The 26057-nt window shown below is 70.9% G+C and carries 23 protein-coding genes and 1 other RNA gene; 9 read left to right on the top strand and 15 right to left on the bottom strand.

Annotated elements, in window-relative coordinates:
• Positions 1-360: 360 nt before the first annotated feature.
• The 3 genes from LRS74_RS20840 to LRS74_RS20830 all read right to left on the bottom strand — a co-directional run bounded on the left by LRS74_RS20840 (position 361) and on the right by LRS74_RS20830 (position 4210).
• On the bottom strand, positions 361-969 hold the full coding sequence (locus tag LRS74_RS20840) for an ABATE domain-containing protein (RefSeq protein ID WP_277742415.1): 609 nt from the start codon (positions 967-969) through the stop codon (positions 361-363).
• A gap of 174 nt (positions 970-1143) precedes the next feature.
• Positions 1144-2409 (bottom strand): uroporphyrinogen-III synthase, encoded by a 1266-nt coding sequence (locus tag LRS74_RS20835; RefSeq protein ID WP_277742414.1) that lies wholly within the window; start codon positions 2407-2409, stop codon positions 1144-1146.
• A gap of 349 nt (positions 2410-2758) precedes the next feature.
• A complete protein-coding gene (locus tag LRS74_RS20830) occupies positions 2759-4210 on the bottom strand; it encodes a nitrate/nitrite transporter (protein WP_277742413.1) in 1452 nt (483 codons plus the stop codon).
• A 288-nt stretch (positions 4211-4498) separates the two neighbouring features.
• Here LRS74_RS20830 and LRS74_RS20825 point away from each other — a divergent pair, with 288 nt between their 5' ends.
• Genes LRS74_RS20825 through LRS74_RS20815 form a run of 3 tightly spaced genes read left to right on the top strand, consistent with a single transcriptional unit; the run spans position 4499 to position 10226 of the window.
• Positions 4499-4978 carry an SseB family protein gene (locus LRS74_RS20825; protein WP_277742412.1) on the top strand — a complete coding sequence of 160 codons (480 nt, stop codon included), beginning with the start codon at positions 4499-4501 and terminating at the stop codon, positions 4976-4978.
• Positions 4975-5544 (top strand): hypothetical protein, encoded by a 570-nt coding sequence (locus LRS74_RS20820; RefSeq protein ID WP_277742411.1) that lies wholly within the window; start codon positions 4975-4977, stop codon positions 5542-5544. Before LRS74_RS20825 ends, LRS74_RS20820 begins: the two co-directional genes overlap by 4 nt.
• A complete protein-coding gene (locus LRS74_RS20815) occupies positions 5544-10226 on the top strand; it encodes a putative T7SS-secreted protein (RefSeq protein WP_277742410.1) in 4683 nt (1560 codons plus the stop codon). Before LRS74_RS20820 ends, LRS74_RS20815 begins: the two co-directional genes overlap by 1 nt.
• Before the next feature lie 1102 nt (positions 10227-11328).
• On the opposite strand, the gene LRS74_RS20810 is transcribed toward LRS74_RS20815, so the two are convergent.
• From LRS74_RS20810 to LRS74_RS20800, 3 genes are all read right to left on the bottom strand, one after another.
• A complete protein-coding gene (locus LRS74_RS20810) occupies positions 11329-11640 on the bottom strand; it encodes a hypothetical protein (protein WP_277742409.1) in 312 nt (103 codons plus the stop codon).
• Entirely contained in the window at positions 11637-11981 is a 345-nt protein-coding gene (locus LRS74_RS20805) for a DUF6247 family protein (protein ID WP_277742408.1), read from the bottom strand. Before LRS74_RS20805 ends, LRS74_RS20810 begins: the two co-directional genes overlap by 4 nt.
• Positions 11982-12590: 609 nt before the next feature.
• Complete coding sequence (locus LRS74_RS20800; RefSeq protein ID WP_277742407.1) at positions 12591-12845, bottom strand: winged helix-turn-helix domain-containing protein; 255 nt, start codon at positions 12843-12845, stop codon at positions 12591-12593.
• Positions 12846-13006: 161 nt separating this feature from the next.
• On the opposite strand from LRS74_RS20800, the gene LRS74_RS20795 reads away from it, so the two are divergent.
• Genes LRS74_RS20795 through LRS74_RS20785 form a run of 3 tightly spaced genes read left to right on the top strand, consistent with a single transcriptional unit; the run spans position 13007 to position 13955 of the window.
• Complete coding sequence (locus LRS74_RS20795; RefSeq protein ID WP_277742406.1) at positions 13007-13324, top strand: hypothetical protein; 318 nt, start codon at positions 13007-13009, stop codon at positions 13322-13324.
• Positions 13321-13692: a hypothetical protein gene (locus LRS74_RS20790; protein ID WP_277742405.1), complete on the top strand. Its 372-nt coding sequence runs from the start codon at positions 13321-13323 to the stop codon at positions 13690-13692. Before LRS74_RS20795 ends, LRS74_RS20790 begins: the two co-directional genes overlap by 4 nt.
• On the top strand, positions 13689-13955 hold the full coding sequence (locus tag LRS74_RS20785; protein ID WP_277742404.1) for a hypothetical protein: 267 nt from the start codon (positions 13689-13691) through the stop codon (positions 13953-13955). Before LRS74_RS20790 ends, LRS74_RS20785 begins: the two co-directional genes overlap by 4 nt.
• 129 nt (positions 13956-14084) lie before the next feature.
• Here LRS74_RS20785 and LRS74_RS20780 read toward each other — a convergent pair whose 3' ends face one another.
• Positions 14085-15062 carry a LysR family transcriptional regulator gene (locus LRS74_RS20780; RefSeq protein WP_277742403.1) on the bottom strand — a complete coding sequence of 326 codons (978 nt, stop codon included), beginning with the start codon at positions 15060-15062 and terminating at the stop codon, positions 14085-14087.
• Between the two features lie 83 nt (positions 15063-15145).
• Here LRS74_RS20780 and LRS74_RS20775 point away from each other — a divergent pair, with 83 nt between their 5' ends.
• Both LRS74_RS20775 and LRS74_RS20770 read left to right on the top strand, forming a co-directional pair.
• Complete coding sequence (locus tag LRS74_RS20775; protein ID WP_277742402.1) at positions 15146-16432, top strand: MFS transporter; 1287 nt, start codon at positions 15146-15148, stop codon at positions 16430-16432.
• Positions 16433-16535: 103 nt separating this feature from the next.
• Positions 16536-16949, top strand: a complete 414-nt coding sequence (locus LRS74_RS20770) for a hypothetical protein (RefSeq protein WP_277742401.1) — start codon at positions 16536-16538, stop codon at positions 16947-16949.
• A gap of 6 nt (positions 16950-16955) precedes the next feature.
• On the opposite strand, the gene dacB is transcribed toward LRS74_RS20770, so the two are convergent.
• From dacB to ftsE, 6 genes are all read right to left on the bottom strand, one after another.
• Positions 16956-18650, bottom strand: coding sequence for a D-alanyl-D-alanine carboxypeptidase/D-alanyl-D-alanine-endopeptidase (gene dacB / locus LRS74_RS20765; RefSeq protein WP_277742400.1), 1695 nt, complete (start codon positions 18648-18650; stop codon positions 16956-16958).
• Positions 18651-19077: 427 nt separating this feature from the next.
• Positions 19078-19447: a transfer-messenger RNA gene (gene ssrA / locus LRS74_RS20760) on the bottom strand.
• A gap of 133 nt (positions 19448-19580) precedes the next feature.
• A complete protein-coding gene (gene smpB / locus LRS74_RS20755) occupies positions 19581-20060 on the bottom strand; it encodes an SsrA-binding protein SmpB (protein WP_277742399.1) in 480 nt (159 codons plus the stop codon).
• Positions 20061-20078: 18 nt separating this feature from the next.
• Positions 20079-21389 (bottom strand): S41 family peptidase, encoded by a 1311-nt coding sequence (locus LRS74_RS20750; RefSeq protein ID WP_277742398.1) that lies wholly within the window; start codon positions 21387-21389, stop codon positions 20079-20081.
• A 66-nt stretch (positions 21390-21455) separates the two neighbouring features.
• Positions 21456-22367 carry a permease-like cell division protein FtsX gene (gene ftsX / locus LRS74_RS20745; RefSeq protein ID WP_277742397.1) on the bottom strand — a complete coding sequence of 304 codons (912 nt, stop codon included), beginning with the start codon at positions 22365-22367 and terminating at the stop codon, positions 21456-21458.
• 9 nt (positions 22368-22376) lie between these two features.
• On the bottom strand, positions 22377-23066 hold the full coding sequence (gene ftsE / locus LRS74_RS20740; RefSeq protein WP_144386280.1) for a cell division ATP-binding protein FtsE: 690 nt from the start codon (positions 23064-23066) through the stop codon (positions 22377-22379).
• Between the two features lie 355 nt (positions 23067-23421).
• On the opposite strand from ftsE, the gene LRS74_RS20735 reads away from it, so the two are divergent.
• Positions 23422-23610: a hypothetical protein gene (locus LRS74_RS20735; protein WP_277742396.1), complete on the top strand. Its 189-nt coding sequence runs from the start codon at positions 23422-23424 to the stop codon at positions 23608-23610.
• Between the two features lie 152 nt (positions 23611-23762).
• Here the strand turns inward: LRS74_RS20735 and LRS74_RS20730 are convergent, their stop codons facing one another.
• Complete coding sequence (locus tag LRS74_RS20730; RefSeq protein WP_277742395.1) at positions 23763-24599, bottom strand: PT domain-containing protein; 837 nt, start codon at positions 24597-24599, stop codon at positions 23763-23765.
• Positions 24600-24885: 286 nt separating this feature from the next.
• Complete coding sequence (gene prfB, locus LRS74_RS20725) at positions 24886-25992, bottom strand: peptide chain release factor 2 (RefSeq protein ID WP_277742394.1); 1107 nt, start codon at positions 25990-25992, stop codon at positions 24886-24888.
• Between the last annotated feature and the right edge of the window lie 65 nt (positions 25993-26057).

Genomic DNA, 26057 nt, shown 5'->3' with positions numbered 1-26057 from the left:
CCAAACCCCCCGGGTCGATACTGCGGTGTGAACACCTGGCACGGCGTGTGTCGTCATCGACAGCGTCGTCGTCATCGCCACCACCGGGCCCGGTGCGGGTCGCGCATGGTTCCTTCTCCCCCGGGTTTCGTGGGCCGCGTGCCCGGGACCTACGTCCGGCCCCGTACTGGTGACTACGGACGGGAGCGCGGATCGACTCAACGACGCGCGAGGAAGATTCACGGCCGGGCGGACGGGAGTCGTCGGCGCCGGACGGCCAGGTCAGGCGGACGGGGTCGGGGCCGGACAGTCAGGCTGGGCGGACGGGTGCCGTGTCAGGGCGGCAGGGCAGGGCGGACGCGTACGGCAGCGCCGGGGTGGTCACGGCCGGGCGGCGGCGACCGCGCGGCGGCGGTGGCGGGCGACCCGCTCCCGGTTGCCGCACACCTCGCTGGAGCACCAGCGGCGGCGGCGCCCGCGCGAGGTGTCCAGATAGACCAGCGAGCAGGTCTCTCCCTCGCACTGCCGCAGCTGCCCCCGGGCCACCGGGTCGGTGAGCAACTCGACGGCGTCCCGCGCGATCTGCGCCAGCAGCGCCCCGCAGTCGGGCGTGACGGCGATGACGCGGACCAGGGTGCCATCGGAGTTCCGTACCGCCCGTACGGCGGGCGGGGCGGTCGAGGCCAGCGCGTTCAGCCGCTCCAGGTCGGCGGCGGTGGCCTGACCGGGATCGACGTCCAACTCCGCGTGGACCACCCGGTGCAGCAGGTCGCGCGCGGCCTGGAAGCGCGTGAGCCAGGCGGCGTCCACCGCCTCCAGGCACGTCCCGAGCGGCACCAGCTCCGCCCCCATCAGCCAGGCGCGCAGCCGCTCCGGCCCGTCGAGCCGCTCCACCGGCTCCTCGCTGAGCCGCCCGCCGACCGTGGCCACCAGGTCCAGACAGACCCTCCCGGAGTCGAACCGCAGGTCGTAGGAGGCCGACGCCGCCATGCTCTGGTCACTCCTTCGGTACGCGAGGCACGGTCCGGCGCCCCCGCTGGGGGTCCGGCGCCTCCGCTGGGGGATACCGCTCTCCCCAGAGTGCCTGGAGCCACTCTCCGCGAAAAGCCCGCAGAAGGCCGGCGGTTGCGCCCCCGGCCCGGGGCGCGCGCCCCCGCTCCGCCCTCAGCCCTCGCTCGCGCCCTCCGGCTCCCCGTACTTCGTCTCCACGACCGGGTCCAGCGCCAGCCGGTAGCCGCGCTTGACCACGGTCTGGATCAGCTTCGGGGTGCCGAGGGCGCTGCGGAGCCGCGCCATCGCGGTCTCCACGGCGTGCTCGTCGCGGCCGGAGCCCGGGAGGACGCGCAGCAGGTCGGCGCGGGCGACGACCCAGCCGGGGCGGCGGGCGAGGGCGCGCAGCAGGGCCATCCCGGCCGGGGGGATCGCGCGGAGCTCGCCGTCGACGAGGACCGCGTGGCCGCGGATCTCCAGTCGCCGGCCGGCGACCGGGAGTGGGCCCGCCCGGCCGGGGAGTTCACCGGTCAGCAGCTGCACCAGCGGGCCGAGCCGGAACCGCTCGGGCTGTCGGGTGGGCACGTCGAGGGCCTGGAGCGGCAGCGCGGTCACCGGCCCCACGCAGGCCGGCAGCACGTCGTGGCGGAGCGCGTCGAGGAGCGCGTCGAACATCCCGCGCTCCCGGGCCCGGTCCAGCAGGCCGGCGGCGGCGGGGGCGCTGGTGAAGGTGATGGCGTCCACCGAGCGGCCGACCGCCGAGTCCAGCAGCCGGTCCAGCGGGGCGAGGTCCGCCGGCGGCATCCAGCGGTAGACGGGCACCCCGATGACCTCGGCGCCGCCGGCCCGCAGCGACTCGACGAAGCCGGGCAGCGGTTCGCCGTGCAGCTGCACCGCGATCCGGCGGCCGGAGACGCCCTGCGCCAGCAGGTGGTCCAGCAGCTCGGCCATCGACTCGGAGGCGGGCGACCAGTGTTCGGTGAGTCCGGCGGCCCGGATCGCGCCGCGCACCTTGGGCCCGCGGGCGAGCAGCGTGACACCGCGCAGCCGCTCCAGCAGCTCCTCGCCCACCCCCCAGCCGTCCGCGGCCTCGATCCAGCCGCGGAAGCCGATGGCCGTGGTGGCCACGACGACGTCGGGCGCGTCGGCGATCAACCGCTTGGTGGAGTCGAGCAGTTCGGTGTCGTCGGGCAGCGGCACGATGCGCAGCGCGGGCGCGTGCAGCACCGCGGCCCCGCGCCGCCGCAGCAGGGCGGCCAACTCCTCGGCCCGACGGGCCGCGGTGACACCGACGGTGAATCCGGCGAGCGGCCCGACGGCGGCGTCGCCGGGACTCTCGGCGACGGCACGGGCGGGGCCGGAGGCCGGGGCGGTGGCGGTGGCGGGGCCCGGCGCGCCGGCGGCGGGGCCCGCGCCCTCCACGGGCGCCGCGCCGTCCACGGGCACCGCACCGCCGACACCGGCATCAGCACCGGTACCGGGACCGGCTCCCGCATCAGCACCGGGACTGGCACCGGCACCGTCGTCCGGCGGCGGTCCGTGACGGTGCCGGGACCGGCTCGTGGGGTGCCGGTCCCGGTCCCGATCCCGGAGGTACCGCCCCGCGCGTGTGGGGGGTTGCCCCTGGGAGTGCTGACCCGTGGGGGGGTTTCCGTGCATCGCTTCTCGCCCCGATCCGCTGTCGTTCACGTGCACCGCCGAGACGGCGGCGTACGCCTGCGGTCTCCGTATCCTCCTCGCGCCCCGTGACGGGCGCGGTTCGGACGGATTTCCCTGGTGTTACGGAGACTTACACGTCCGCGTAGACGGCGGGCCGGGACCGCGCGGTATCGGCCACGGGCTGCGCGGCCCCCTCCGCCGAGCGGGCCCGGCGCAGGTATACGGCCCAGGTCAGCGCGGCGCACAGGGCGTAGAAGGCGAGGAAGGAGACGAAGGCGGGGGTGCCGGAGTGGCCGGTCAGGAAGGACTGCCGGAAGGCGAGGTTGATGGCGAGGCCGCCCAGGCCGCCGACCGCGCCGATCAGTCCCATGGCCGCGCCCGAGAGCCGCCGCCCGTAGGTCTCCGCGGCCTCCCCGGTGAGCCCGCGGGCGAGCGCCTTGGCGCGGAAGATGGCGGGGATCATCTTGTAGGTGGAGCCGTTGCCGAGCCCGCTGAAGACGAAGAGGGCGATGAAGCCGACGAGGAAGACGGGGAGCGAGCGCTCGGCGGAGGCGTAGACGACCACCAGCGCCGCCGCGGCCATGGCGGCGAAGTTCCACAGCGTGACCCGCGCCCCGCCCAGGCTGTCGGCGAGGCGGCCGCCGACGGGCCGGATGAGCGAGCCCAGCAGCGGCCCGATGAAGGTGAGCGAGGCGGCCTGGAGCGGGGTGCGGTCGAACTGGTTCTGCAGCACCAGCCCGAAGGCGAAGCTGTAGCCGATGAACGAGCCGAAGGTGCCGACGTAGAGGAAGGACATGATCCAGGTGTGCGGGTCGCGCGCCGCCTCCCGGACGGCACCGCCGTCGTTCCGCACCGGCGCGAGGTTGTCCATGCACAGCGCGGCGAGCACGGCGGCGAGCACGATGAGCGGGATGTAGACGGCGAGCACGACGCGCGGGTGGGCGGCGCCCGCGGTGCCGATGACGAGCAGCCCGACGAGTTGGATCACGGGCACGCCGATGTTCCCGCCGCCCGCGTTGAGGCCCAGGGCCCAGCCCTTCTTCCGCAGTGGGTAGAAGGCGTTGATGTTGGTCATGGAGGAGGCGAAGTTGCCGCCGCCGACGCCGGCGAGCGCGCCGACCAGCAGGAAGGTCCCGTACGAGGTGCCCGGCTCCATCACCATGGCGGCCGCTGTCGCCGGGACCAGCAGCAGCACGGCGCTGAACACCGTCCAGTTCCGGCCGCCGAAGCGCGCCACGGCGAAGGTGTACGGCACCCGGAGCACGGCTCCGACCAGGGTGGGCAGCGCCACCAGGAAGAACTTCCCGGCCGGGTCGACCCCGTACTCCGGCCCCATGAACAGCACCATCACCGACCACAGGCTCCAGATCGAGAAGCCGATGTGCTCGGAGAGGATGGAGAACACCAGGTTGCGGGTGGCGATCCGCTCGCCCTTCGTACGCCAGAAGGTCTCGTCCTCCGGATCCCACTCCTGGATCCAGCGGCCCCGGGCACGTGCGACGGAGCCGTCGTCGCCGGGGGTGGGGGGTCGGCCGGGCGGGGACGTCGGGGTGGGGGTCGGGGTGGGCGTCGGGCTGGGCATCACGCCTCCACAGGGCTTGCGCTCGCGTTCGCTTGCTGTGCGCGGGGGTGGTGTGCTGACCGACCGTAGGGGCACCGGATTACCGCACTGTGGCGGCAGGTGACGCGGACGAAACCTTGCACTCACGGGTGGGGGCGGTCGGTGGTGAGCGGCCCCCGGCGGGTGCGGCGTGCGGCATGTGGCTGGAAAGCTGGCGCAAACCACCCGCCACCCTGCGTCATGCGTCGATGACTCCATGTCGTACGGTCGTGCGGAGTCCGTGATTTCGATTTGTTACAGGGGGCGGGGATGGACTCCGGCTCGGACGTGTCGGACGAGATAGCCGCAATGCGGTCCGGGGAGGGTGAACCGGGCGCGCTGATAGGAGAGTTCCGGCGCGCGGCGGTCCTGGTCCCGCTCGCCGACGGGGGCATGATGTCGGCCGCGCGCGACGGCATCCGCTGGATCTACGCCTTCACCGACGAGGAGGCCCTGTCCCGCTTCGCCCGCGCCCGCGGGGCGGCGCCCGACGAGGAGTGGGAGTACCTGAGCGTCCTCGGCGCCCGGCTCCTGGACATCGTGATCCCGAGCCTGGGCGTCCCGGCCGGGGTGGCCGTGAACGTCGCCGACGAGGACGGCTCGATGCTGCTGCCCCCGGCGCGCGGGATCGTGCCGGACGCGGTGGCGGTGGACTACGCGCCGAACGGGGCGGACCGGACGGCGAAGGCGACAGACAAGGCGGCGAGCGGGGCGGGCTTCGCCCAGGACCTCGGGGAGGGCGCGCGATGAGCGGCGGAGGCGGGCCGGACCTCGCGATCGACAAGGAGTCGCTGGAGCAGATCACCAAGGGGCTGCGGGCGGCGATCAGCGAACTGCAGGAGATCGGGACCAACACCGGCTCACTCATCGGCGCCGGCTTCGACCAGTTGTCGCTCACCTCGATGGAGACGGGGCACAACGAGCTCGCCAAGGACTTCGAGGACTTCGTCGAGCTGTGGGAGTGGGGCGTACGGGGGCTGGTCCAGGACGCCAACGTGCTGGCACGGAAGGTCGGCCTCGCGGCCGGCGCGCACTTCGAGGAAGAGCAGTACATCAAGGGCGGCTTCAAGGTCGCGGCGAACGCGGTCGCCGGCAACCCGCACCTGAGCGAGGAGGAGGTGCAGAAGAAGTCCGTGAGCGAGCTGTTCTCCGAGGACGTCTACGCCCCCGACTACAGCGCGGAGTCCTTCAAGCAGGCGCACGAGCAGACCAAGCAGACGTGGTCGGACACGGCGGACCAGATCCGTGACAAGAACGGCGTCTCCGACGTGATCACTCAGGCGCAGTCGGCGTCCGAGTCGGGGGGTGAGCGCTGATGGGCATCATCGACAAGGTCGGCGGCGCGATCAAGGACGCGACGCCGGACGTGATCGAGGACGCCGTCGAGGACGGCGTGGAGCTGGTCGGTGAGGGCGTCGAGTACGTCGGCGAAAAGGGCGCCGACGTCCTCGACGCGGTCGGCCTGGAGGACCAGGCCGACTGGGTCCGCGACAAGTCCAAGTCGGTCGCCAACTACCTGGGCGCGGACGTCTCGGAGCTGGAGCTGGGGCAGACCGACGACCCCAAGAAGCTGGTCTACGGCAGCGTGTCGAAGATCCGCTCCACGGTGCGCCACCTCAAGGACTTCCAGAAGGCGTTCGACAAGGTCGGCAACGGCCTCAAGGGCCTGGACTCCGACCGCTGGCGCGGCAAGACCGCGGACGCCTTCCGGGAGGAGGTGTCGGTCAAGCCGAAGGACTGGTTCAGGGCGGCCGACGCCTGCGAGAAGGCGGCCAAGGCGCTGGAGGCCTACGCCGTGACCGTGAGCTGGGCCCAGGGCGAGGCCAAGCTGGCGCTGGCGGCGTACAACAAGGCGAAGGAGGCGTCCGCCGCCGCCCGCACCGCGTACAACGTCAAGGCGAAGGCGTACAACGCCGTCGCCAAGAAGGGCGAGGACCCCGGCCCGAAGCCCGTCTTCCACGACCCGGGCCCCGCCGCGGCCGAGGCGGCCCAGGACAAGCTGGACCACGCCCGCACGCAGCGCAACACCGCCGCCGAGACCGCCCGCACGGCGATCGAGGAGGCCCACGCCCTGGCCCCGCCCAAGCCCGCCTACGACGAACAGCTCGGCGACGCGGGCACCCGCGTGAGCCTGGACGCCGAACACGTCGTCGTCGGCGCCGTCAAGGGCACGGCCGGCATCGTCAGCACCGTCCGCGGCCTGAACCCGCTCGACCCGTACAACCTCACGCACCCGGCGGAGTACTACACCAACCTCAACACCACCGCCGCCGGCCTGGTGACGGCAGCCAACGACCCCGTCGGCACGATCAAGAACGTCGCCAACGCCTTCGCCCAGGACCCCGCCGAGGGCTTCGGCCGAGCCCTGCCCGAGATCCTGGGCGGGAAGGGGCTGGGGGCGGCGAAGACGGGGGTGAACGCGGCCAAGTCGACCCGGCATGTGCCGGACAAGGGTCCGGGGCGGAAGGCGTCGAGCGACGGGCCGCACGAGCGGACGACGCCCGACGGCGAGAGGTCGACCGGCAACACCGACCCGGTGGACCTCGCGACGGGAAGGATGTTCCTGCCGCAGACGGACGTCTCGCTGCCGGGCGTGCTCCCGCTGGTGTTCAAGCGCCGCGTCGAATCGGGCTACGCGGCGGGCCGGTGGTTCGGCCCGTCCTGGTCGAGCACGGTGGACCAGCGGCTGGAGATCGACGCCGAGGGCGTGGTCTTCCTCAGCGAGGACGGCCTGGTCCTCGCCTACCCGCACCCGGCCCCCGGCGTCCCCACCCTCCCCGAGGCCGGCCCGCGCTGGCCGCTGGAGCGGGACGCGCACGGCGACTACACCCTCACCGACCCGGCGACGGGCTGGGTCCGCCACTTCACCGGCCCGGCGGGCGTCGAGAACGGCGGCGACGGCGAGGCCCGGCTGGAGCAGATATCCGATCGGGACGGCCACTGGATCACCTTCGAGTACGACATCGAGGGCGCGCCGACGGGGATCGTCCACAGCGCCGGCTACACCCTGAAGCTCGACACGGCCGACGGCCGCGTCACCGCCCTGTACCTGGCGGGCGCGGCGGACGACGGCACCCACCAGGAGCTGGTCCGCTACGGCTACGCCGACGGCAACCTCACCGAGGTCGTCAACTCCAGCGGCCTCCCGCTGCGGTTCGCCTATGACGACAGGCGCCGGGTCGTCTCCTGGACCGACACCAACGCCCGCCGCTACGACTACGCCTACGACGACCGCGATCGCTGCATCGGGGAGGGCGGCGAGGCCGGCCATATCGCGATCCGTATCGACTACGACGGCCGCGACGAGGCGACCGGCCACCGGATCACGACGGTCACCACGGCGGAGGGCGCGGTCCACCGCCACGTGGTCAACGAACGCCGCCAGGTCGTGGCGGAGATCGACCCGCTGGGAAACACGACCCGGACGACGTATGACCGCCACGACCGGGTGCTGTCCCGTACGGACGCGCTGGGCAACACCACGGAGCTGGCCTACGACGAATCCGGCCGCCTGACGGAGATCACCCGCCCCGACGGCGCACGCTCCACAGCCACGTACAACGACCTGGGCCTGCCGCTGACCACCACCGGCCCGGACGGCGCCGTCTGGCAGCAGACCTACGACGAGGCAGGCCGCCGCACGTCGGTCACGGACCCGGCAGGGCACTCCACCCACTACGCGTACGACGACCGCGGCCACCTGGCGGCGGTGACCAACGCCCTGGGCGAGACGACGCACGTCCGCTGCGACGCGGCGGGCCTGCCGTTGGAGGTCACGGACCCGCTGGGGGCGGTGACGCGCTACGAGCGCGACGGCTTCGGCCGCCCGGTGCGCATCACCGACGCGGTGGGCGCGACGACGCTCTTGCGGTGGACGGTGGAAGGCAAACTGTCCCGCCGGGAGAACCCCGACGGCTCGTCGGAGACCTGGACATACGACGGCGAGGGCAACTGCACGACGCACACCGACGCGGTCGGCGGCGTCACGACATACGAGTACACCCACTTCGACCTGCTGACGGCGAGGACCGGTCCGGACGGCGTGCGCTACGAGTTCACGCACGACGCGTCGCTGCGCCTGACGGAGGTGGCGAACCCGCAGGGCCTGACGTGGGGCTACGAGTACGACCCGGCGGGCCGTCTGGTCGCCGAGACGGACTTCGACGACCGGAGGGTGTCGTACGCGTACGACGCGGCGGGGCGGCTGGTCTCGCGGACGAACCCGCTGGGCGAGACGGTCTCCTACGAGCGCGACGCGCTGGGCCGCACGCTCCGGAAGGAGGCCGCGGGCCGGGAAACGACCTACGTGTACGACCCGGTGGGCCGCCTGCTCTCGGCGACCGGCCCGGACACGGAGGTCGTGTACCAGCGGGACCGGCTGGGCCGGGTCAAGTCGGAGATGGTGGCGGGCCGGGTGCTGACCCACGCGTACGACGCGCTGGGCCGCCGCACCCGCCGGACGACCCCGACGGGCGCGGTGAGCGAGTACTCGTATGACGCGGCGGGTAACCGCACCGGGCTCGTGGCCTCGGGCCACACCCTGGACTTCGCACACGACGCGGCGGGCCGCGAAACGGAACGCCGAATAGGCGAGGCGCTCAGCCTCACCAGCACGTGGGACGAGCTGGGTCGCCTGACGGCGCAATCCCTGACGGGTGGAGACGGCGGCAGGATCCAGCACAGGGCCTACACCTACCGCCAGGACGGCCACCTCACCGCCGTGGATGACCACCTGCGCGGCCCGCAAAGCTTCACCCTGGACGCGGCTGGCCGGGTAACGGCTGTCCAGGCGCACGCCTGGCAGGAGACCTACGCCTACGACGAGGCGGGCAACCAGACCCAGGCGACCTGGCCCACCGACCACCCCGCCCAGGAGGCCACGGGCTCCCGTGCGTACGAGGGCACCCGCATCACCCGCGCAGGCAAGATCCGCTACGAACACGACGGAGCGGGCCGCCTGGTCCTGCGCCAAAAGTCCCGCCTCTCAAAGAAGCCGGACACCTGGCACTACGAATGGGACGCGGAGGACCGCCTACGCCAGGTCACCACCCCGGACGGCACGGCCTGGCGCTACCTGTACGACCCCTTCGGCCGCCGCGTGGCGAAACAGCGCCTGGACTCAGACGGCGCAACGGTGGCCGAGCAGGTCAACTTCACCTGGGACGGCCCCACCCTGGTCGAACAGACGACCACGGCACCCGATCTCCCCCACCCGGTCACGCTCACCTGGGACCACGACGGCCTCCGCCCCATCTCCCAGACCGAACGCATCACCGACGACACCACCCAACAGGAATTCGACTCCCGCTTCTTCGCCATCGTCACGGACCTGGTCGGCACGCCGACGGAGCTGGTCGACGAGGCGGGCGGCATCGCGTGGCATACGCGGGCGACACTGTGGGGGACGACGACTTGGGCGACGGAGAGTACGGCTTATACGCCGCTGCGGTTCCCGGGGCAGTACTTCGACCCGGAGACGGCCCTGCACTATAACTACTTCCGATACTACGATCCACAAACAGCCCGCTATTTCTGCCCTGACCCCTTCGGCCTCACCCCTGCCCCCAACCCTGCGACGTACGTCTACAACCCACAGACTGGGGCAGACCCACTGGGGTTGGCACCGAAGTGCTTGAATGAACTCGGAAAATCCGGAAAAGACACCAGCGAAAACTTCATATCCGGAAGCAAGAGCGGGCAGGACCTCGCAGAGAAGCTGCGGAGGGAATCGGCGGAATCAATGTTCACCCCCGACGGAAGGCTAACAGATCAGGCCATCAGAGAGTCAGATCCGATCATCCAGGGTGACCTCCTGAAAAATCCACACGTAATTAAGCGACTCACAGCCGACGGCAGCCAGCTGGCCGATTGGGCAAAGTACACTACGGGAACCCATCAAAGCCCGTACGGCGATTTCCAAGTTCACTATTACTACAATCCCAAAACCGGCGAAGTGGCCTACGACTCCGACTACAAGGTAGTCCTAAACAGAAGGTGAAGGTAGATACCGTGCTCGTAAAAATCTGCAGAAATCGAAACATCAGCACCGCGCAACACCCCCCACCCCTGCGAAGCGACGCGACCCACATCGTACTTGAGGTTTACGCGAAATTCGAAGGACCCACATACTTCCGCATCGCCCCAGGAGGAGGGGCGGCTCCAGCACTCTTCGACTCTCGCCATTTCGACATCGTGTCGCACACGATCCCTGGCTGCTGGACCGCGAATGTCACCAACGAGGGCTCCCTGCACCTCACCCCCTCCGCCTGGGCAGCAGAAGGTTTTTGGGAATCTTACTTCGACGACGAACCATGGGCACGCGCAGAATACGCGCGCTACAGGGATCAGGTCATCCATGAGTCCGCGTAAACCACTCGATTTTCGAGTGACTCGACACTCGAAAATCGGAGCTCGCTGGCCAGGATCCACCTGGTGGGCAACTATGCAGACGTAGCCGACCTAAGGGAGACTAATCACCACGAATGCCATGATGAGGAAACAATTCAGAGAGTCCAGGCAAGTCCGGTCCTGGATGGGCATACCCACCCAGGCCGCCGTGATGCTCGCTTCGCGAGAAAGGATGCGCGAGCTTATAGAATCCGCACACAAAGGCGGATTCAGCAGAAAGGCCCCCGACCTTAACCTGGATTCGGCGGACTCATTCGCCGTAATGCCCTACCTTCCGGAATCCTCCCCCGTTCCCAGCTGGATGTGCCTGATCGCCAGCTTTCCAAATTCCGCAGACCTGCGGATCGGAGAGAAGCCGAAGTGCACATTCTCCAGACTGGACATCTCCGTCGATGACCTCAGGTCGTTGCGCTCAGCCAAACGCAGAACGCGAGACCAATTGCTTCACTGGATGGCTTGGGAGGCATACCGGGGTCGTGAGCGACCGCAGTGATTTCCGGAAGGATCACTGAAAATCCGGATCCGGCAGCCAGGCCCCCACTGCCCCCCTCCAACCACTCCTCCCCCGCCGCCCCCCTCAACGCATACCCCGGCGCCGCAACCCCGCCTCACGCTATCGAGATCGACGAAAGCGGCACCGGGGCGACCATGCTCTGGCCATGTTCCCGAACCGATATACAGAGACAGTCTGATCACTGCCAGAAGATCTCCTCCACGACGATCTGCGGATCTTCAACTCGACGGGCGAAGTTGAAGCGCAGCCAGCCCCGTCCGTGGTCGAAGTAGAGGATATGAGTCCCTCTCGGACGAGTGGATCTGGCGGGTTCGAGGTAGTAGCCGTCCGGAAGCTCATCCTTGGGGACGTACGGGTTCCTGGTCGTGATCAACTCGACCACGCCGAGCCTGATCTGCTGGCGCACACCTTCGGGCAGGGCGTCGCGATATGTGCGTGCCGCCTCGACCCAGTCGGCTTGCCAGGGCGGCCCCATGAAGTCGTCTGTCACTGACCGGGCTCCACCTGACGAGCGAGACGGCGGATGTGGCCGGCCTCTTCGAGAAGAGCCTTAGCTCGATCGAAGTCGGTCGAGTCCGCCGCCTCGTCCTCCAGGCGGTGCACCCTCTGTTCCAGCTGCGGGTCACGGGCGATCGCGTACTCACCCCACCAGCGGGCCATGAACGCGGGGACCGGTGCCAGGTCATAGGCGTCCGCGATATCGCGCCTCCAGTGCGCATCGAAGTCACGAAGTAGCTGGGGCGCGTGCTGGGCGATAGCCTCACGCAGGGCCTTCGGGGTTCTCTCGGGCATCGGCGGAATGTCCGGCTTGCCCGCGGCGGCAGTGGTCATAGGAGCTTCTCCTCTGTGCGGCCAGCCGGCCCGCTCATCCGCGGCGCCTCCCTCGCAGCGTATCGCCGCACCAGTAGTGCGCGGGCACAGATGGGCGCACTGGTCGCTCCCCGACCGGTCCGTCCCACCAGCCGACGAGTCCCGCGCGACGAAGCCACCCAGCCACTCACGGGAACATCCGGGCGAGACCCTCTACACGGCGGCGGGCCGCCGCCAGTTCCTCATGGGCGGCCAGGACGCGGCGGGCCACATGATCTCGACGAGCGACCCAGACACAGAGGTGATCTACCAGCGAGACCGACCGGGCCTCGCCACATCGGAGATGGTGGCGGGTGGGCGAGTTCGCCGATCTGCACCAGGAGCGCGCACCCGGCGGCTCCCGCGCGCGGGTGCTCGTGGTGCAGGCGCACGGCGGAACGGTTCGCGCAGCGCGGGCCCGATGAGGTCGCCCCAGTCAGCACATCGTCGGCAAGCCGTAGCCCGTGCACGCGGCCCGCGAGCGCGGTCACGTCGGCGGCGCCGATCCGGTACCCAAGGCGCCCGAAGGGCTTCGTGGAGCGACCGTGAACGCCCACCGAGTCACCAGGGCGCGGGGCCGACCACCGCACGTCAGCCGGCCGGCTCGCCGCCCTCGGGGCTGGCAGCGGGCGGCAGTGGATCAACGACGTAGGACCCCTTCGCGGGCAAGGTCACGACCAAACCGCGCTCGCGCAGTTCTCGGACGGCGCGGCGCACCGTTCCCGCGCTGACGCTGTAGACGTCTGCCAACTCCCGCTCGTTCTCAAGCCGCCCGCCCGGCGGGATCTCCCCAGCACGGATGCGGCGTTCAAGGTCGTCTGCTACCCGCTGCCATTCGTAGATCACCTCTCCATGCTCTGTGCACGCTGCGCGCGCTGCACTTTGGGGAGCACACTGTGCACAGTGTGCGCACTGTGCGTAAGCTAGGTGCTGCGCAAACGAGAACGCCCCTGAGAGATCCGGTCAAGGGATCGCTCAGGGGCTCACCGAAGAATGGAGCTTCGGCTATGCGAAACCTTATCGCTGCGCTGCTTGCGTGGCTGCGGGGCGTGTTCGGACCCGGTTCCGGCCGTCGGCGGGCGGGTGCCTGCCCGGCCGGGGCGGCCCCCGCCGCGCGGTGGCTTCCGGCTCACCGGTCCCCGTACGGGCTGCGTGAGGTGTTCGACGGCGACACGATCGCCCTGGTCCGCCCGTACCTGATCGCGCACGAGCGGCGGCAGGAACGGGTGCGTCAGAGGCGGCGGCGCCGCACGCTCGTGCTGGCGGCGAACTTCAGTATCGATCTGGGCGCCCGTGTCCTGCGCGGGGTGGAGGTGGCCCGGTGAGCGAGCAGACACCTTCAGCGCCCGATCTGGGGCGCGGCGGCAAGGATGACCCGACGCTGGCGGAGTTGGGGCGGCGCGGGGATGACCTGGCCGCGCAGATCCGTGCGCATCTGGGAGCGCGGGGGCCGGTGCGGCGCTCTGTCTACCGGTTCCGGGACTACACCATCCAGCCGGATCGGCGGCCGGACGCGGAGCCGCACTCGTTCACGATGCAGTGCGCGGAGTGCGGAGACTTCAGCGGACCGTTCTCCAGCGGTGAGGACGGTACGGCGTGGGCGGTGACGCATCTGAAGGCCAACACGAGCCACGTCGCCTACCGGGAGATCATCACGCGCCCGTACCGCTTCGAACCGGGGGCGTGGCAATGACCCCGGCACGCGCCATCACACCGTGGCTGATCAGCCCCGTACCCGAGCGGCGTTATAGCTGGACGGCCGATGGGGAACTCGCGCTCTCGCTTCAGATCAGCAGGAGCGGCCAGCACATCGCCGTCGCCTCGCTGCGGTTGACCGTCACAGAAGCCGAGCACCTGCACGCCGGCCTGTGTCACGCTCTGGCCGGGCGGCGACCGCCGTGGGACGCGCCCGACTGTCGTCAACCGAGCCAAGGACCGGTGGTCCGCTGGCCGTAAGCCCCGACAGACCGCCGCCCGCCTCTCACCCCCCAGAGGCGGGCGGCTCCATGGTGCGATCATGATCCCGGCGTCGCTCGCATCCCGTTGGGGGCGGAGCAGCCGGTGCGGTGCCCGCAGGAGCCTGACTCACGGCCGTGAAGACGCCGCAACCGCCTCGTCCGGCTCCGGCAGCCAGGACCCGGGAGGCCGCCTCAACCACCCCTCCCCCACCCCCATCTCCCCCGCCGTACCCCGCAACGCGTCCAACCCCCGGTGCCGCAACCCCCGCCGCCACACCATCGAGATCGGGGAAAGCGGCACCGGGTCGACGATGGGGCGCAGCGCCATCCCGTCCATCTCGATGAACTCCACGCTCGCCAGCACCGACCAGCCCCGCTTGCGGACCACCCGCACGAACTCCTCCTCGCCCTCGATCTCCGGAAAGGGCTCGGCCATGCGGATGCCGCGGCCCTCGAACAGACGCCGTGCGAGGTCGGTCCACTCCTCCGTGGACGGGTTTCCTGCTGCCGCGTAGAGGGTTTCGCCGGCCAGGGACGACAGGGGGATTTCCGTCCGGGCTGCCAGGGGGTGGTCCTCCGGGAGCAGGACGGCCATGGGCTCGTAACGGACCGGGCAGTGGTCCAGGCGGGAGAGGATCTCCGGCGCGAGACCGGCCACGCGGCCGAAGGAGACGTCCAGGCGGCCGGAGAGGATGTCGGGGGCGGCGCCGGTGAGGCCGGTGTGGAAGCGGGCCACGAACTCCAGGTCGGGGAAGCGGCGGCGGGTCTCCTGGAGGAGTCGGTACGACGTGCCGACCTTGGCGCCGCCCGCGTCGACGATCAGCGGGCGTTCGTCGCGGACGAAGGCGGCGGCCAGTTCGTCGTGGGAGGCCAGGACGCGGCGGGCGTGGGGGAGCAGCCGGTGGCCGTCCTCGGTGAGGGTGACCTGGCGGGTGCTGCGGACGAAGAGGTCCGCGCCCAACTCGCGCTCCAAGCGGCGGATGTCGCGGCTCAGCGCCTGCTGGGCGACGAAGAGCCGGGCCGCCGCGCGGGTGAAGTGGAGTTCCTCGGCGACGGCGGTGAACGCGCGCAGCAGGCGGGGATCTATGTCTCGGGCTCGGGTCACCGCATATATCTACAACCAGAGCGCGTGAATGCCCAACGATCAGGTGTTGGACCGGCGATCGGCCCCGCCGCCACCGTAGACGGGTGATCCTCTTCCTGGCCTCCCGACCCGTCGTCCCCCGTCCCCGTCCTTCCCGCCGTCCCCGCCCCACGGTCCGCAGCCCGCGCCAGGCCCGTGTCGCCTTCCTCGCCCCCTACCGCCGGCTCTTCACCGCCCCGGGCTCCCTCGCCTTCACCCTCGCGGGGCTCCTCGGCCGGCTGCCGGGGTCGATGCTCGGGGTCAGCATGGTGCTGATGATCGCCCTGACTCGCGACTCGTACGCCCTCGCGGGGGCCGTCTCCGCGGCCGGCATCGCGGTCACGGCGGCGGCCCAGCCCCTCCTCGGACGGCTGGTCGACCGGCACGGGCAGGCGAAGGTGGCGGTGCCGGCCGTGGCCGTCTTCGCGGCCGGGGCGACGGCGATGCTGCTGTGCGTGCACTACGAAGCCCCCGCGTGGACGCTGTTCGTGTGCGCGGCCGGGTCCTCGGGGATGCCCGGTCTCGGAGCGATGACCCGCGCGCGGTGGGCGGCGATCTACGCGGACGACGCGGCGGCCCGGCACACCGCCACCTCCTTCGAGCAGGTCGTGGACGAGCTCTGCTTCATGCTGGGGCCGGCGTTGGCGATGGTGCTGTGCACGGCGGCGTTCCCCGAGGCGGGGTTGCTCACGGCGACCGCGCTGCTCGTCCTCGGCACTCTGCTCTTCGCTACCCAGCGCGCCACCGAGCCGGCGCCCCACCCCCGTGAGCCCCGTACGGATGACAAAGACCGCTCGCCGCTCCGCCACCCCGGCCTGCGCACGGTGGCCGTAACCTTCCTGGCGACCGGCGCGGTCTTCGGCTCCATGGAGGTGGCCACGGTCGCCGCCGTCGAGTCCTACGGTGACGGCTCCGCCAGCGGCGCGATCCTCGCCCTCCAGGCCGGCGGCTCCTGCCTCGCGGGCCTCGTCTTCGGCGCCCTGCCGGTCCGGGGCTCGGCGACAGCCCGCTTCATCGCGGGCGTGGCGGCCATGGCGGTGGCCATGCTCCCGCTGCTGGCGGCGGACGGCCTCGGCAGCCTTGCCGTATGCCTCGTCCTCGCCGGCATGGCCACCGCCCCCACGATGATCAACGGCATGACCCTCGTCCAGCGCCTCACCCCCGCCGCCCGGCTCACCGAGTCCATCACGACCACCTACACCGGCCTCCTCATCGGCATCTCCGCGGGCGCCGCCGCCGGCGGCTGGAGCGTCGAGCACTTCGGCCCGACCAACGGCTACGCGACCCCCGCCATCGCCGCCGCCCTCGCCCTGGCGGCGGCCGTGGCGGGGGCCCGGCGGCTGCGGGGGTGACCGAGTCCAGGTTCGGCGGACGCGGCCAGTGTGGATCAGTACGGTGCAAGCGGACGCCTTCCAGCCCCAAGGAGCCGTTCCCAACCCCAGGGAGTAGCCGTTCGTGAGCACGCAGCCTGCCGAGCCACAGCCGGCATACACGCCCCACGGCTTGTTCACCGCGCTCGCTCGCGTCGCACCGCACCGGGTGGTCGAGATGGAGCGACAGAAGAGCGAAGCATTCTCCCTGGCCGCCGAGCACAACGACGTAGCCCCCATCCGCCAATGGCTGACGATCTGGGCGGCCGAGGTCGAGATCGAACGACGCCCCGACCTGGCCGCCCGGCGCGGCGAAGCCGTCCACACGGTCAACACGCTCGACAAGGACAGCCCCGCCTGGCGCGCCTCCATGGAGGAGATCGTCGCTGTCGTCAACGAGGCCCGTGAGGGCGTGCGCGTGGTGGTGGCCCCCATAGAGCGGATGCTCGACGACGCGTTCAGCGAGGTCGGTGGCGCGGAAGTGACGCCGCGGAAGTGACGCTTCTCAGCACCGACCGGCCTTCACCCACGAGCACTCCACGTCCGTCGACTCCTCCCCGCCCGTCATGGCCTTCGGCCGGACCGCCGTCACCCGTCCCCGGCCCGACGAAGCCAGGGTCACCACGATGGCGTCCTCGACGCTCTTCACCGACGGGGCGAGATATCCGCCCAGGACGATGCTGAACGCCAGCTCGCGGCCGCGGGCGTCCTTCACATAGCCGGAGAGAGCCGAGGCGCCGGTCAGGGAGCCGGTCTTGGCGTGGGCGTTGCCCGCCGCGGGCGTGCGGCACATGCGGGTGCGGAGGGTGCCGCCGACCATGCGGTCCGGGGCGCAGGCGACGGGCAGGGAGGCGTGCCAGTCCGGGTACCAGTCGGCGTCCCGTACGGAGACCAGGAGCCGGGCCAACTGCCGGGCGGGGAGGGCGTTCAGCCGCGACAGGCCCGAGCCGTCGGCCTGGCGCAGCGTGGCGGTGTCCACGCCCTCCTTCTCCAGGAAGCCGCGGATGGCGGTGAGGCCCGCGCTCCAGGTGCCGCGGCCCGCCGACGCCGGCGCCTCGTAGCCGAGGGTCTTCGTCAGGACCTCGGCGTGGATGTTGTTGGAGAGCTTCATGAAGGGCACCAGCAGCTTCTTCAGCGGCATGGAGCGGTGCACGGCCAGCGGCCTCGCCCCGGACGGGGTGGGCAGGCCCAGCCGGGTGGGGCCGGCGAGGTGCACGCCGTGCCGCTTGAGCGCGTCGGCGAAGACCGCGGCGGCGTGGCCGGTGGGCTCCCAGACGCTGATCCACTGCCGTACGGGCGCGGCGCCGACCGGGACGGCCCCGGTCACCGTGAGGGTGTTGCCGCCGTGTCGCCGCTGGACGGAGAGCGTGGTCGGGGCGCCACGGGCCGCCGTGGTGGCGCGGTTGTCGATCCGTACGTAGCCGGTGCCGGGCACCGGGGTCACCGTGACCCGGTCGCCCGCCGACGCGCCCGGGCGGGTCTCGACGATGAGGCTGCCGGCGTCGTAGTCGGTGTCGGGCGCGACGCTCAGCGGTGAGATCTGCGCCGCGTAGTACGCGGACTCGTCGTCGGCCGCCCAGGACCGGCCGAGGCGTTCGGCGTCGAACCGGGTGTCGTCGGCGACCAGCCGCCCGGTGACCTTCCGGACGCCCGTGTCGGCGATCTTCTTCGCCAGCGCGTCGTAGTCCTTGGCGAGCATCGTCGGATCGCCGCCGCCGCGCAGATAGAGGTCGCCGTCGAGGACCGGGCCGGTCTGCCGGCCCTCGGTGAGGACGTCGGTGCGGAAGCGGTAGCCGGGCCCCAGCAGCTCCATGGCCGCGGCCGAGGTGATCAGCTTGGTGTTGGAGGCCGGCAGCAGCCGGTCCGTGGGCCGGTGCTCGTACAGCACCTCGCCTCCCGCGGCATCGGCCACCACCACGCTCGCGGCCCCGCCCGCCAGCCGCGGGTCGGTGAGGATCTCGTCGATGGCCTCCTTGAGGCCGGCGGGGGCCTCATGCAGACCGACAGGGGCCCCCTTGAGGCCGGCGTGGGCCCCATTCAGACCAGCGGGGGCCCCGTTCAGACCGGCGGGGGCCACATTCAGACCGGCGGGCTGGGGCGGACCCGCGTCCGCCCCGGCGGTCGCCGGGGCGCTCCAGGTGAGCGTGGCGCCCAGGCCCAGCACCACCGGCCAGATCCAGGCCCGCCCGGGGCGCGCCACCCGCGCCACCCGCGCGGGTGGCACCCGCGTCGCTCGTGTCCCAGGGCCGCTCACGGGTCGTGCCACTCGTCGCGTCACGGAACTCGTCATGGCCGTGAGGATCCCGCACGGGGCCTCCCGCCAACAGGCGGCCGCGGCGCACGACGGCGCGCGAGTCACGCCGACAGACGGCCGCGGCGCCGGCGGCGCACGACGGCGCACGTACGAAGGCACATGTACGAAGGCGCACGTATGAACGCGCACGTATGAAGGGGTATGAAGGCGCACCCACGAAAGGCGCGCGACACGACGAAGGCCCCGCGCATCCTGCGGACAGGACATGCGGGGCCTTCGCCTCACATGGGATGACGGGCTCTGGGGGCATGCCCCCAGAGATACGACGGTCGGACGCAGCTCGCGCTTTCTGCGAGCAGCGCCGCCCATCCGTCCGTGGAGATGGCGGGAATCGAACCCGCGTCCAACGGTGCGGAACCAGGGCTTCTCCGAGCGCAGTCCGCTGCGATTTTCTCGGCCCCGGAGATCACGCGGACAAGTCTCCGACGGGCTCAGTCACTGTTTGATTTCCCTCTACACCCCGTGACCGGGTCTAGAGGTTTAGTTCCCTAGCTGATGCCAGGATCCGGGTCGGGAACAGCCCCGGGCTGACACTTCGCAAGTCGCTACTTAGGCAGCGAGGGCGAAGGAATCGCGCTTGGTGTTGGCGATTATTGGTTGCGACATATGGTTTACGAGATCATTGCCGCTTCCTCGGCTCGCTTCCCCTGCTTCGACAGCCGCTGTCGAAACCGATCATCCCCATGTTGATTTTTCAAGGTGCGCACCCGGGTCTTACCCCCTGGTGCACTTGCCATCGTACGGGATCAGCGTACGAGGCGGCCACATTATTCCGCCGGGTCGGCGGGATCCCGACCCGTGCCCGGTCACGGTCCGTTACGCCCGCTGCCGGCGGCGCGCGGCCGAGATCGCCCGGTCCGCCTCGCGGCGGTCCTGCTTCTCGCGCAGCGTCTGCCGCTTGTCGAACTCCTTCTTACCCTTGGCCAGCGCGATCTCGACCTTGGCCCGGCCGTCCTTGAAGTACAGCGCCAGGGGGACCAGCGTGTGGCCGGTCTCCTGGGTCTTGACCAGCAACTTGTCGATCTCGGCCCGGTGGAGAAGCATCTTCCGCTTCCGCCGGGCGCTGTGGTTGGTCCACGTCCCCTGGCTGTACTCGGGGATGTGCACGTTGTGCAGCCACGCCTCTCCGCCGTCGAGCTGCGCGAAGCCGTCGACCAGCGAGGCGCGGCCCTGGCGCAGCGACTTCACCTCGGTGCCGGTGAGCACCAGCCCGCACTCGTAGGTGTCGAGGATGTGGTAGTCGTGCCGCGCCTTCTTGTTCTGCGCGATCAGTTTGCGACCCGTCTCTTTAGCCATAGCACGGTCATTCTCGCACTAGGACCGGGTACCGAGGCCACTCAATACCGTGCGCGCCCGCCGCTCCGCCTCGTCCGCCCCGGTGGACCCGTCCCCGCCCGCGCCCCGGCCGCCGACCTTCAGGTCCGGGGTGATGCCGGTGCCGTCCACGCTGCGCCCGGAGGGCGTCGTGTAGTGGCCGACGGTCAGCTCCGCGACCGAGCCGTCGGGCAGTTCGCTGGGCATCTGGACCGAGCCCTTGCCGAAGGTCCGGCTGCCGACGACGACCGCGCGGCGGCGGTCCTGGAGCGCCCCGGCGAGCAGCTCGGCGGCGCTCATGGTGCCGCCGTCGACCAGCACCACGACGGGGGTGCGGGTGTCGCCGCCGGGCTCGGCGTTGAGCGCGTGCTGGGCGCCCCGGACGTCGTATGTGGCGACCAGGCCGCCGTCCAGGAAGGCGGAGGCGGCGTCGACGGCCTCGGTGACCAGGCCGCCGGAGTTGCCGCGCAGGTCGAGCAGGATGCCGTCGCCGCGCGGGGTGTCGCGCACCGCGCGGCGCACCTCCGCGCCGGCGCCTTTGGTGAAGGACTCCACGCGCACCCGGGTGGTGCCGGGGCGCTGGCCGGTGAGGCGGTCGACGGTCACCGACTCGGTGCTCAGCCGCGCCCGGCGCAGCGTCTGCGACCAGCGACGCTCGCCGCGCTCCAGGCCGAGCACGACCGGGGTACCGGCTCCCCGGTCCGGCCGGCCGGCGGCACGGTCGCCGTCGCCGCGCAGCCGGGCGACCACCTCGGTGACCGGGCGGCCGGTGGCCCGGGTGCCGTCGACGGTGCGGATCCGGTCGCCGGCGCGCAGGCCGGCCCGGGCCGCCGGGGAACCGGGCTGGACCCGATCGACCTCGATCCGGCCGTCGGCACCGCGCCGCGCGGCCAGCCCCACGCCCACGTAACGCCCGTCCAGGTGCTGGAGGAGCCCCTGGTACTCGCGGGCGGTGTAGACCGAGCCCCAGCGGTCGCCGCTGCGGCTGACGTACTCCCGCGCGGCGGCGGGGCCGGACTTGCCGTCCTGCTCGGCCGCCGCGGCGGCGGCCGCCACCTCGTACGCGTCCAGCGGGGCGGAGACGCCCCGGGGGCTGAGCCCGGAGCCGGGCCGGCCGGTGCCCGCGGACCGGCCGGCGTGCGCGGCGGGCCGCTCGGCCGCCGGACCCGCGGACGGCTTCCGGCCGTTCTGCGCGGGGCCGGTTAAGGTGCCGGTGGCGGCACCGGTCGCCAGGACGCCCGCGAAGACCAATGTCAGGGCGGCCCCGCGGCGAATGCGGCGGGGCCGGACGAACAACCACGGGCCCGACATGCCGGTGAGTCTAGGCCACCGACGGGCGCCACAAGGGAGGTTGACCCAGGGCGCCCTGGGCGAATCTCACACCTTGAGGTACTTGCGCAGGGCGAAGAAGGCCGCGAGCGCGGGCATCAGCAGACCCACGGCGAGCACCAGCGGAAGCTTCGCCAGCACCGCGTCCCAGCCGATGAAGTTGATGACCTCTATCCGCCCGGCCAGCCAACCGTCGACGAGGAACTGCTGGCCGCAGACGAGCAGGACACAGGCGAAGACGGCACCCATGAGGCCCGCGATGGCGGCCTCCATGATGAACGGCATCTGGATGTAGAAGCTGGAGGCGCCGACCAGCCGCATGATCCCGGTCTCCCGTCGACGGCTGAACGCCGACACCCGCACGGTGTTGACGATCAGCATCAGGGCGACGATGAGCATCAGCCCCATCACGCCGAGCGCGGCGAAGTTCATGCCGTTGAGGAGGTTGAACAGGTTGTCCACGGTCTGCCGTTGGTCGGTGACCTCCTGGACTCCCGCGCGGGAGGCGAAGGCGCTGGAGATCACCCGGTAGCGCTCGGGGTCCTCCAGCTTGATCCGGAACGACTCCTGCATCTGGTCCGGGGTGAGCGAACTGGCCAGCGGGGAGTCGCCGAACTGCTCCTTGTAGTGCTTGTACGCCTCTTCACTCGTCTCGAACTGGACGGATTCGACGATCTTCATCCGCTCCAGCTCCGAGCGGATCTCCTTCTTCTGCTCGTCGGTGACCGCGCCCTTCGCGCAGTTGGGCGTGGTCTCCTTGTCGTTCTTGTTGCAGAGGAAGATCGAGACGTTGACCTTGTCGTACCAGTAGCCCTTCATGGTGCTGACCTGCTCGCGCATGAGCAGCGACCCACCGAAGAGGGCCAGCGAGAGGGCGACGGAGACGATCACCGCGAAGGTCATCGTGAGATTGCGACGGAGACCGACGCCGATCTCCGACAGGACGAACTGGGCGCGCATGGCGTCCTTTCAGTGCTGGTAGCCGTAGACGCCGCGGGACTGGTCGCGTACGAGTCGGCCCTTCTCAAGTTCGATCACGCGCTTGCGCATCTGGTCCACGATCTGCTGGTCGTGGGTGGCCATGACGACCGTGGTCCCGGTCCGGTTGATCCGGTCCAGGAGCTTCATGATGCCGACCGAGGTGTGCGGGTCGAGGTTGCCCGTCGGTTCGTCGGCGATGAGCAACATCGGCCGGTTGACGAACGCCCGCGCGATGGCGACACGCTGCTGCTCACCACCGGACAGCTCACCCGGCATCCGGTCCTGCTTGCCGCCGAGGCCGACGAGTTCGAGCACCTCGGGCACGGTCTTGCGGATCGCGGCGCGCGGCTTGCCGATCACCTCCAGCGCGAAGGCGACGTTCTCGCCGACGGTCTTGTTGGGGAGCAGCCGGAAGTCCTGGAAGACGGTGCCCAACTGGCGGCGCATCTGGGGCACCTTCCAGTTGGACAGCCGCGCGAGGTCCTTACCCAGCACATGGACCGCCCCATGGCTGGCGCGCTCCTCGCGGAGGATCAGCCGCAGGAAGGTGGACTTGCCCGAACCCGAAGATCCCACCAGGAAGACGAACTCGCCTTTTTCGATCTCAAGCGAGACGTCTCTCAGGGCGGGGCGGTTCTGCTTGGGGTAGGACTTGGAGACGTTGTCGAATCGGATCACTTAACGCACCACGGTCGACCTGGACAGGGAGTAAACGAGCGCCGCCGCGGCGGCGCCCGCCGGTGTGCGTGACCATACGCGAACCGCGAGCGAGCGCGCAGTCGTCGCTCCGCCTTGGTGCGTTTATTCACGGCACATCGGGGGACAAACCGGGGACAATGTGGCTGGCGACCGTCCTGTAGGCCCCCGGGAATGCCACAGACACGGTACAGACCCAGTACGGAGCGGGCACGGAATCGTGCGGGGCGCGCCGAACCGGGCGGGAGCTGGCACAGTGGATGGGGGAACCAACACCAGACCGTGGGCGTTGACCCTGTCGAACCAGCGGCTCCGCCGCGCGGGAGGAGGAGAGCGCATGACGTATGACAGGCTCGTCTGCGCCAACTGCGCGAGCCCCGTCAGTGAGGGGCGCTGCCCGGTCTGCCGGGCCAGCAGGGAGCGAATGCAGCACGAGGGGCCGTTCGCCGGTCTGACCCCGGCGACCCTGATAGCGCTGATGCTGGCGCTGATCACCGTGGCGCTGCTGGCGCACGAGGTCGCGTAGCGCGAGCGCGCTTCTACGCACCGTTCACTCCGACCGGACACCGACGTCACCCGTTTCACGCCCGTGCGCACACCCGAAGGGGCCCGCGAGCGCCCATGCGCTCCGGGCCCCTCCGCTTGCCGGTCTACCGCCGGCTAGCCGTCCAGCGTGGCTCAGGCGGCCGCGCCGGCGCGGTTCATCAGCCGCGGCATGAGCCGGAAGCCGACGCCGCCCGCGATCATCGTCGCGGAGCCGACCAGCAGGAACATGGTTCCGGAGGCACCGGTCTCGGCGAGCTCCTCCTTGGCCTTGCCCTGCTGCACCGGCTTGCTGGCCACGGTGTCGGTGCTGGTGTTGTCCGCGCAGTCCGCGCCGTCGAGGTCCACGGTGCAGGTGTTGGCGTCGTCGTCGCCGTTGCCGTTGCCGTTGCCGTTGCCGCCGCCACCGCCGGGGTTGGTGCTCGGGTCACCGGTGGGCTGGCCGCTCGGCTGCCCCGTGGGCTGCCCGGTCGGCTGGCCGGTGGGCTGACCCGTCGGCTGCCCCGTGGGCTGACCCGTGGGCTGCCCGGTCGGCTGACCCGTGGGCTGACCCGTCGGCTGCCCGGTGGGCTGCCCGGTCGGCTGACCCGTCGGCTGCCCGGTGGGCTGCCCGGTCGGCTGACCCGTGGGCTGCCCGGTGGGCTGGCCCGTCGGCGCGGTCGGGATGGTCGTCGGCTCGGTCGGAACCGGAGTCGTCGGCTCATCGGTGGGCTCGGGGTCAACCGTGGGCTCGTCGGTGGGCTCCGGCTCACCGGTCGGGATCACCGTCGGGTCGTCGGTGGGGTCGACCTTCGCGGTCTTGGCCCCGATCTCGACACTCTTGTCGTCGGCGCTCCCCTTCACCTCGACGCCGGCGACGTTGACGTCCATGCCTGCGGCGGAGGCGGCGCCGGCGGCGGTCAGCGACGCACCGGCCGCGATCACCGCCCCGGCGGCGATCCGTGCGACGCGCAGCCGCGTCTTCTTCGTCATTGCCTGCTACCCCCAGTAGCTGTACACGTATACGGAGCAGCTATGCACGGGGCGCGGACGCCACGGGGTGCTGAGTTACGGACCCGGCCTGATGAGGCGGTCCGTGAGCCCCCGGTTCACATGCGCCCCAGTCATACGCATGCCGGCGCCAGCTTTCCCAGTTTCCCCAGGGCCGTCAAGGGCATTGCGTACGATATGTCCGCTATACAGGCGTTTCACCACTTAGTCGGGTACGGGACTGTAACGAAACTCAATTGAGCGACCGTCAGCAGCCCCGTCGCGACGGCTACTTCTCCTGCTGCTTGCGCCAACGGATGCCGGCCTCGAGGAAGCCGTCGATCTCGCCGTCGAGCACGGCCTGCGGGTTGCCGACCTCGTGCTCGGTGCGCAGGTCCTTCACCATCTGGTAGGGGTGCAGCACGTAGGAACGCATCTGGTTGCCCCAGGAGCTGCCGCCGTCGCCCTTGAGGGCGTCCATCTTGGCCCGCTCCTCCTGGCGCTGGCGCTCGAGGAGCTTGGCCTGCAGCACGTTCATGGCCGTGGCCTTGTTCTGGATCTGCGACCGCTCGTTCTGGCAGGAGACGACGATGCCGGTGGGGATGTGCGTCAGACGGACCGCGGAGTCCGTCGTGTTGACGCCCTGGCCGCCGGGGCCCGAGGAGCGGTAGACGTCGACGCGCAGGTCGGACTCGTCGATGTCGACGTGGTCGGTCTGCTCGACCACGGGCAGCACCTCGACGCCGGCGAAGGACGTCTGGCGGCGGCCCTGGTTGTCGAACGGCGAGATGCGCACCAGGCGGTGGGTGCCCTGCTCCACGGAGAGCGTGCCGTAGGCGTACGGGGACTGCACGGCGAAGGTGGTCGACTTGATGCCGGCCTCCTCCGCGTACGAGGTCTCGTAGACCTCGGTCTTGTAGCCGTGGCGCTCGGCCCAGCGCAGATACATCCGCTGGAGCTGCTCGGCGAAGTCGGCGGCGTCGACGCCACCGGCCTCGGCGCGGATGTTCACCAGCGCCTCACGCGCGTCGTACTCGCCCGAGAGGAGGGTGCGCACCTCCATCTCGTCCACGGCCTTGCGCACCGCCTCCAGCTCGGCGGCGGCCTCGGCGCGGGTGTCCGCGTCGTCCTCGGCGTCGGCGAGCTCGAAGAGCACCTCGAGGTCGTCGATCCGGGCGCGCAGCTCCTCGGTCCGGCGCAGGTGCCCCTGGAGGTAGGAGAGCTTGCTGGTGATCTTCTGCGCGTTCTCCGGGTCATCCCACAGGGACGGGGCCGCCGCCTGCTCCTCGAGCACGGCGATGTCGGCCCTCATCTTGTCCAGATCGAGGACCGCCTCGATCGACCCCATGGTGGAGGAGAGGGACTTCAGCTCTTCGGATACATCGACGACTGCCACGCCACCAGCGTAACGGCTGCGGCCGAGTACCTGTCCCGCCCCTGCGGCCGTCCCACCCGCCCCGC

This window comes from Streptomyces sp. LX-29 (assembly GCF_029541745.1).
Lineage (GTDB): Bacteria > Actinomycetota > Actinomycetes > Streptomycetales > Streptomycetaceae > Streptomyces.
This window is presented reverse-complemented; position numbering and strand designations above follow the sequence as displayed.

Excerpts from the sequence above, each read along its gene's own strand:
- LRS74_RS20840 (WP_277742415.1), bottom strand. The coding sequence starts at position 969 with ATGGCGGCGTCGGCCTCCTACGACCTGCGGTTCGACTCCGGGAGGGTC.
- LRS74_RS20830 (WP_277742413.1), bottom strand. The coding sequence starts at position 4,210 with ATGCCCAGCCCGACGCCCACCCCGACCCCCACCCCGACGTCCCCGCCC.
- LRS74_RS20825 (WP_277742412.1), top strand. The coding sequence starts at position 4,499 with ATGGACTCCGGCTCGGACGTGTCGGACGAGATAGCCGCAATGCGGTCC.
- LRS74_RS20820 (WP_277742411.1), top strand. The coding sequence starts at position 4,975 with ATGAGCGGCGGAGGCGGGCCGGACCTCGCGATCGACAAGGAGTCGCTG.
- LRS74_RS20815 (WP_277742410.1), top strand. The coding sequence starts at position 5,544 with ATGGGCATCATCGACAAGGTCGGCGGCGCGATCAAGGACGCGACGCCG.
- LRS74_RS20805 (WP_277742408.1), bottom strand. The coding sequence starts at position 11,981 with ATGACCACTGCCGCCGCGGGCAAGCCGGACATTCCGCCGATGCCCGAG.
- LRS74_RS20795 (WP_277742406.1), top strand. The coding sequence starts at position 13,007 with ATGCGAAACCTTATCGCTGCGCTGCTTGCGTGGCTGCGGGGCGTGTTC.
- LRS74_RS20785 (WP_277742404.1), top strand. The coding sequence starts at position 13,689 with ATGACCCCGGCACGCGCCATCACACCGTGGCTGATCAGCCCCGTACCC.
- smpB (WP_277742399.1), bottom strand. The coding sequence starts at position 20,060 with ATGGCTAAAGAGACGGGTCGCAAACTGATCGCGCAGAACAAGAAGGCG.
- LRS74_RS20750 (WP_277742398.1), bottom strand. The coding sequence starts at position 21,389 with ATGTCGGGCCCGTGGTTGTTCGTCCGGCCCCGCCGCATTCGCCGCGGG.
- ftsX (WP_277742397.1), bottom strand. The coding sequence starts at position 22,367 with ATGCGCGCCCAGTTCGTCCTGTCGGAGATCGGCGTCGGTCTCCGTCGC.
- LRS74_RS20735 (WP_277742396.1), top strand. The coding sequence starts at position 23,422 with ATGACGTATGACAGGCTCGTCTGCGCCAACTGCGCGAGCCCCGTCAGT.
- LRS74_RS20730 (WP_277742395.1), bottom strand. The coding sequence starts at position 24,599 with ATGACGAAGAAGACGCGGCTGCGCGTCGCACGGATCGCCGCCGGGGCG.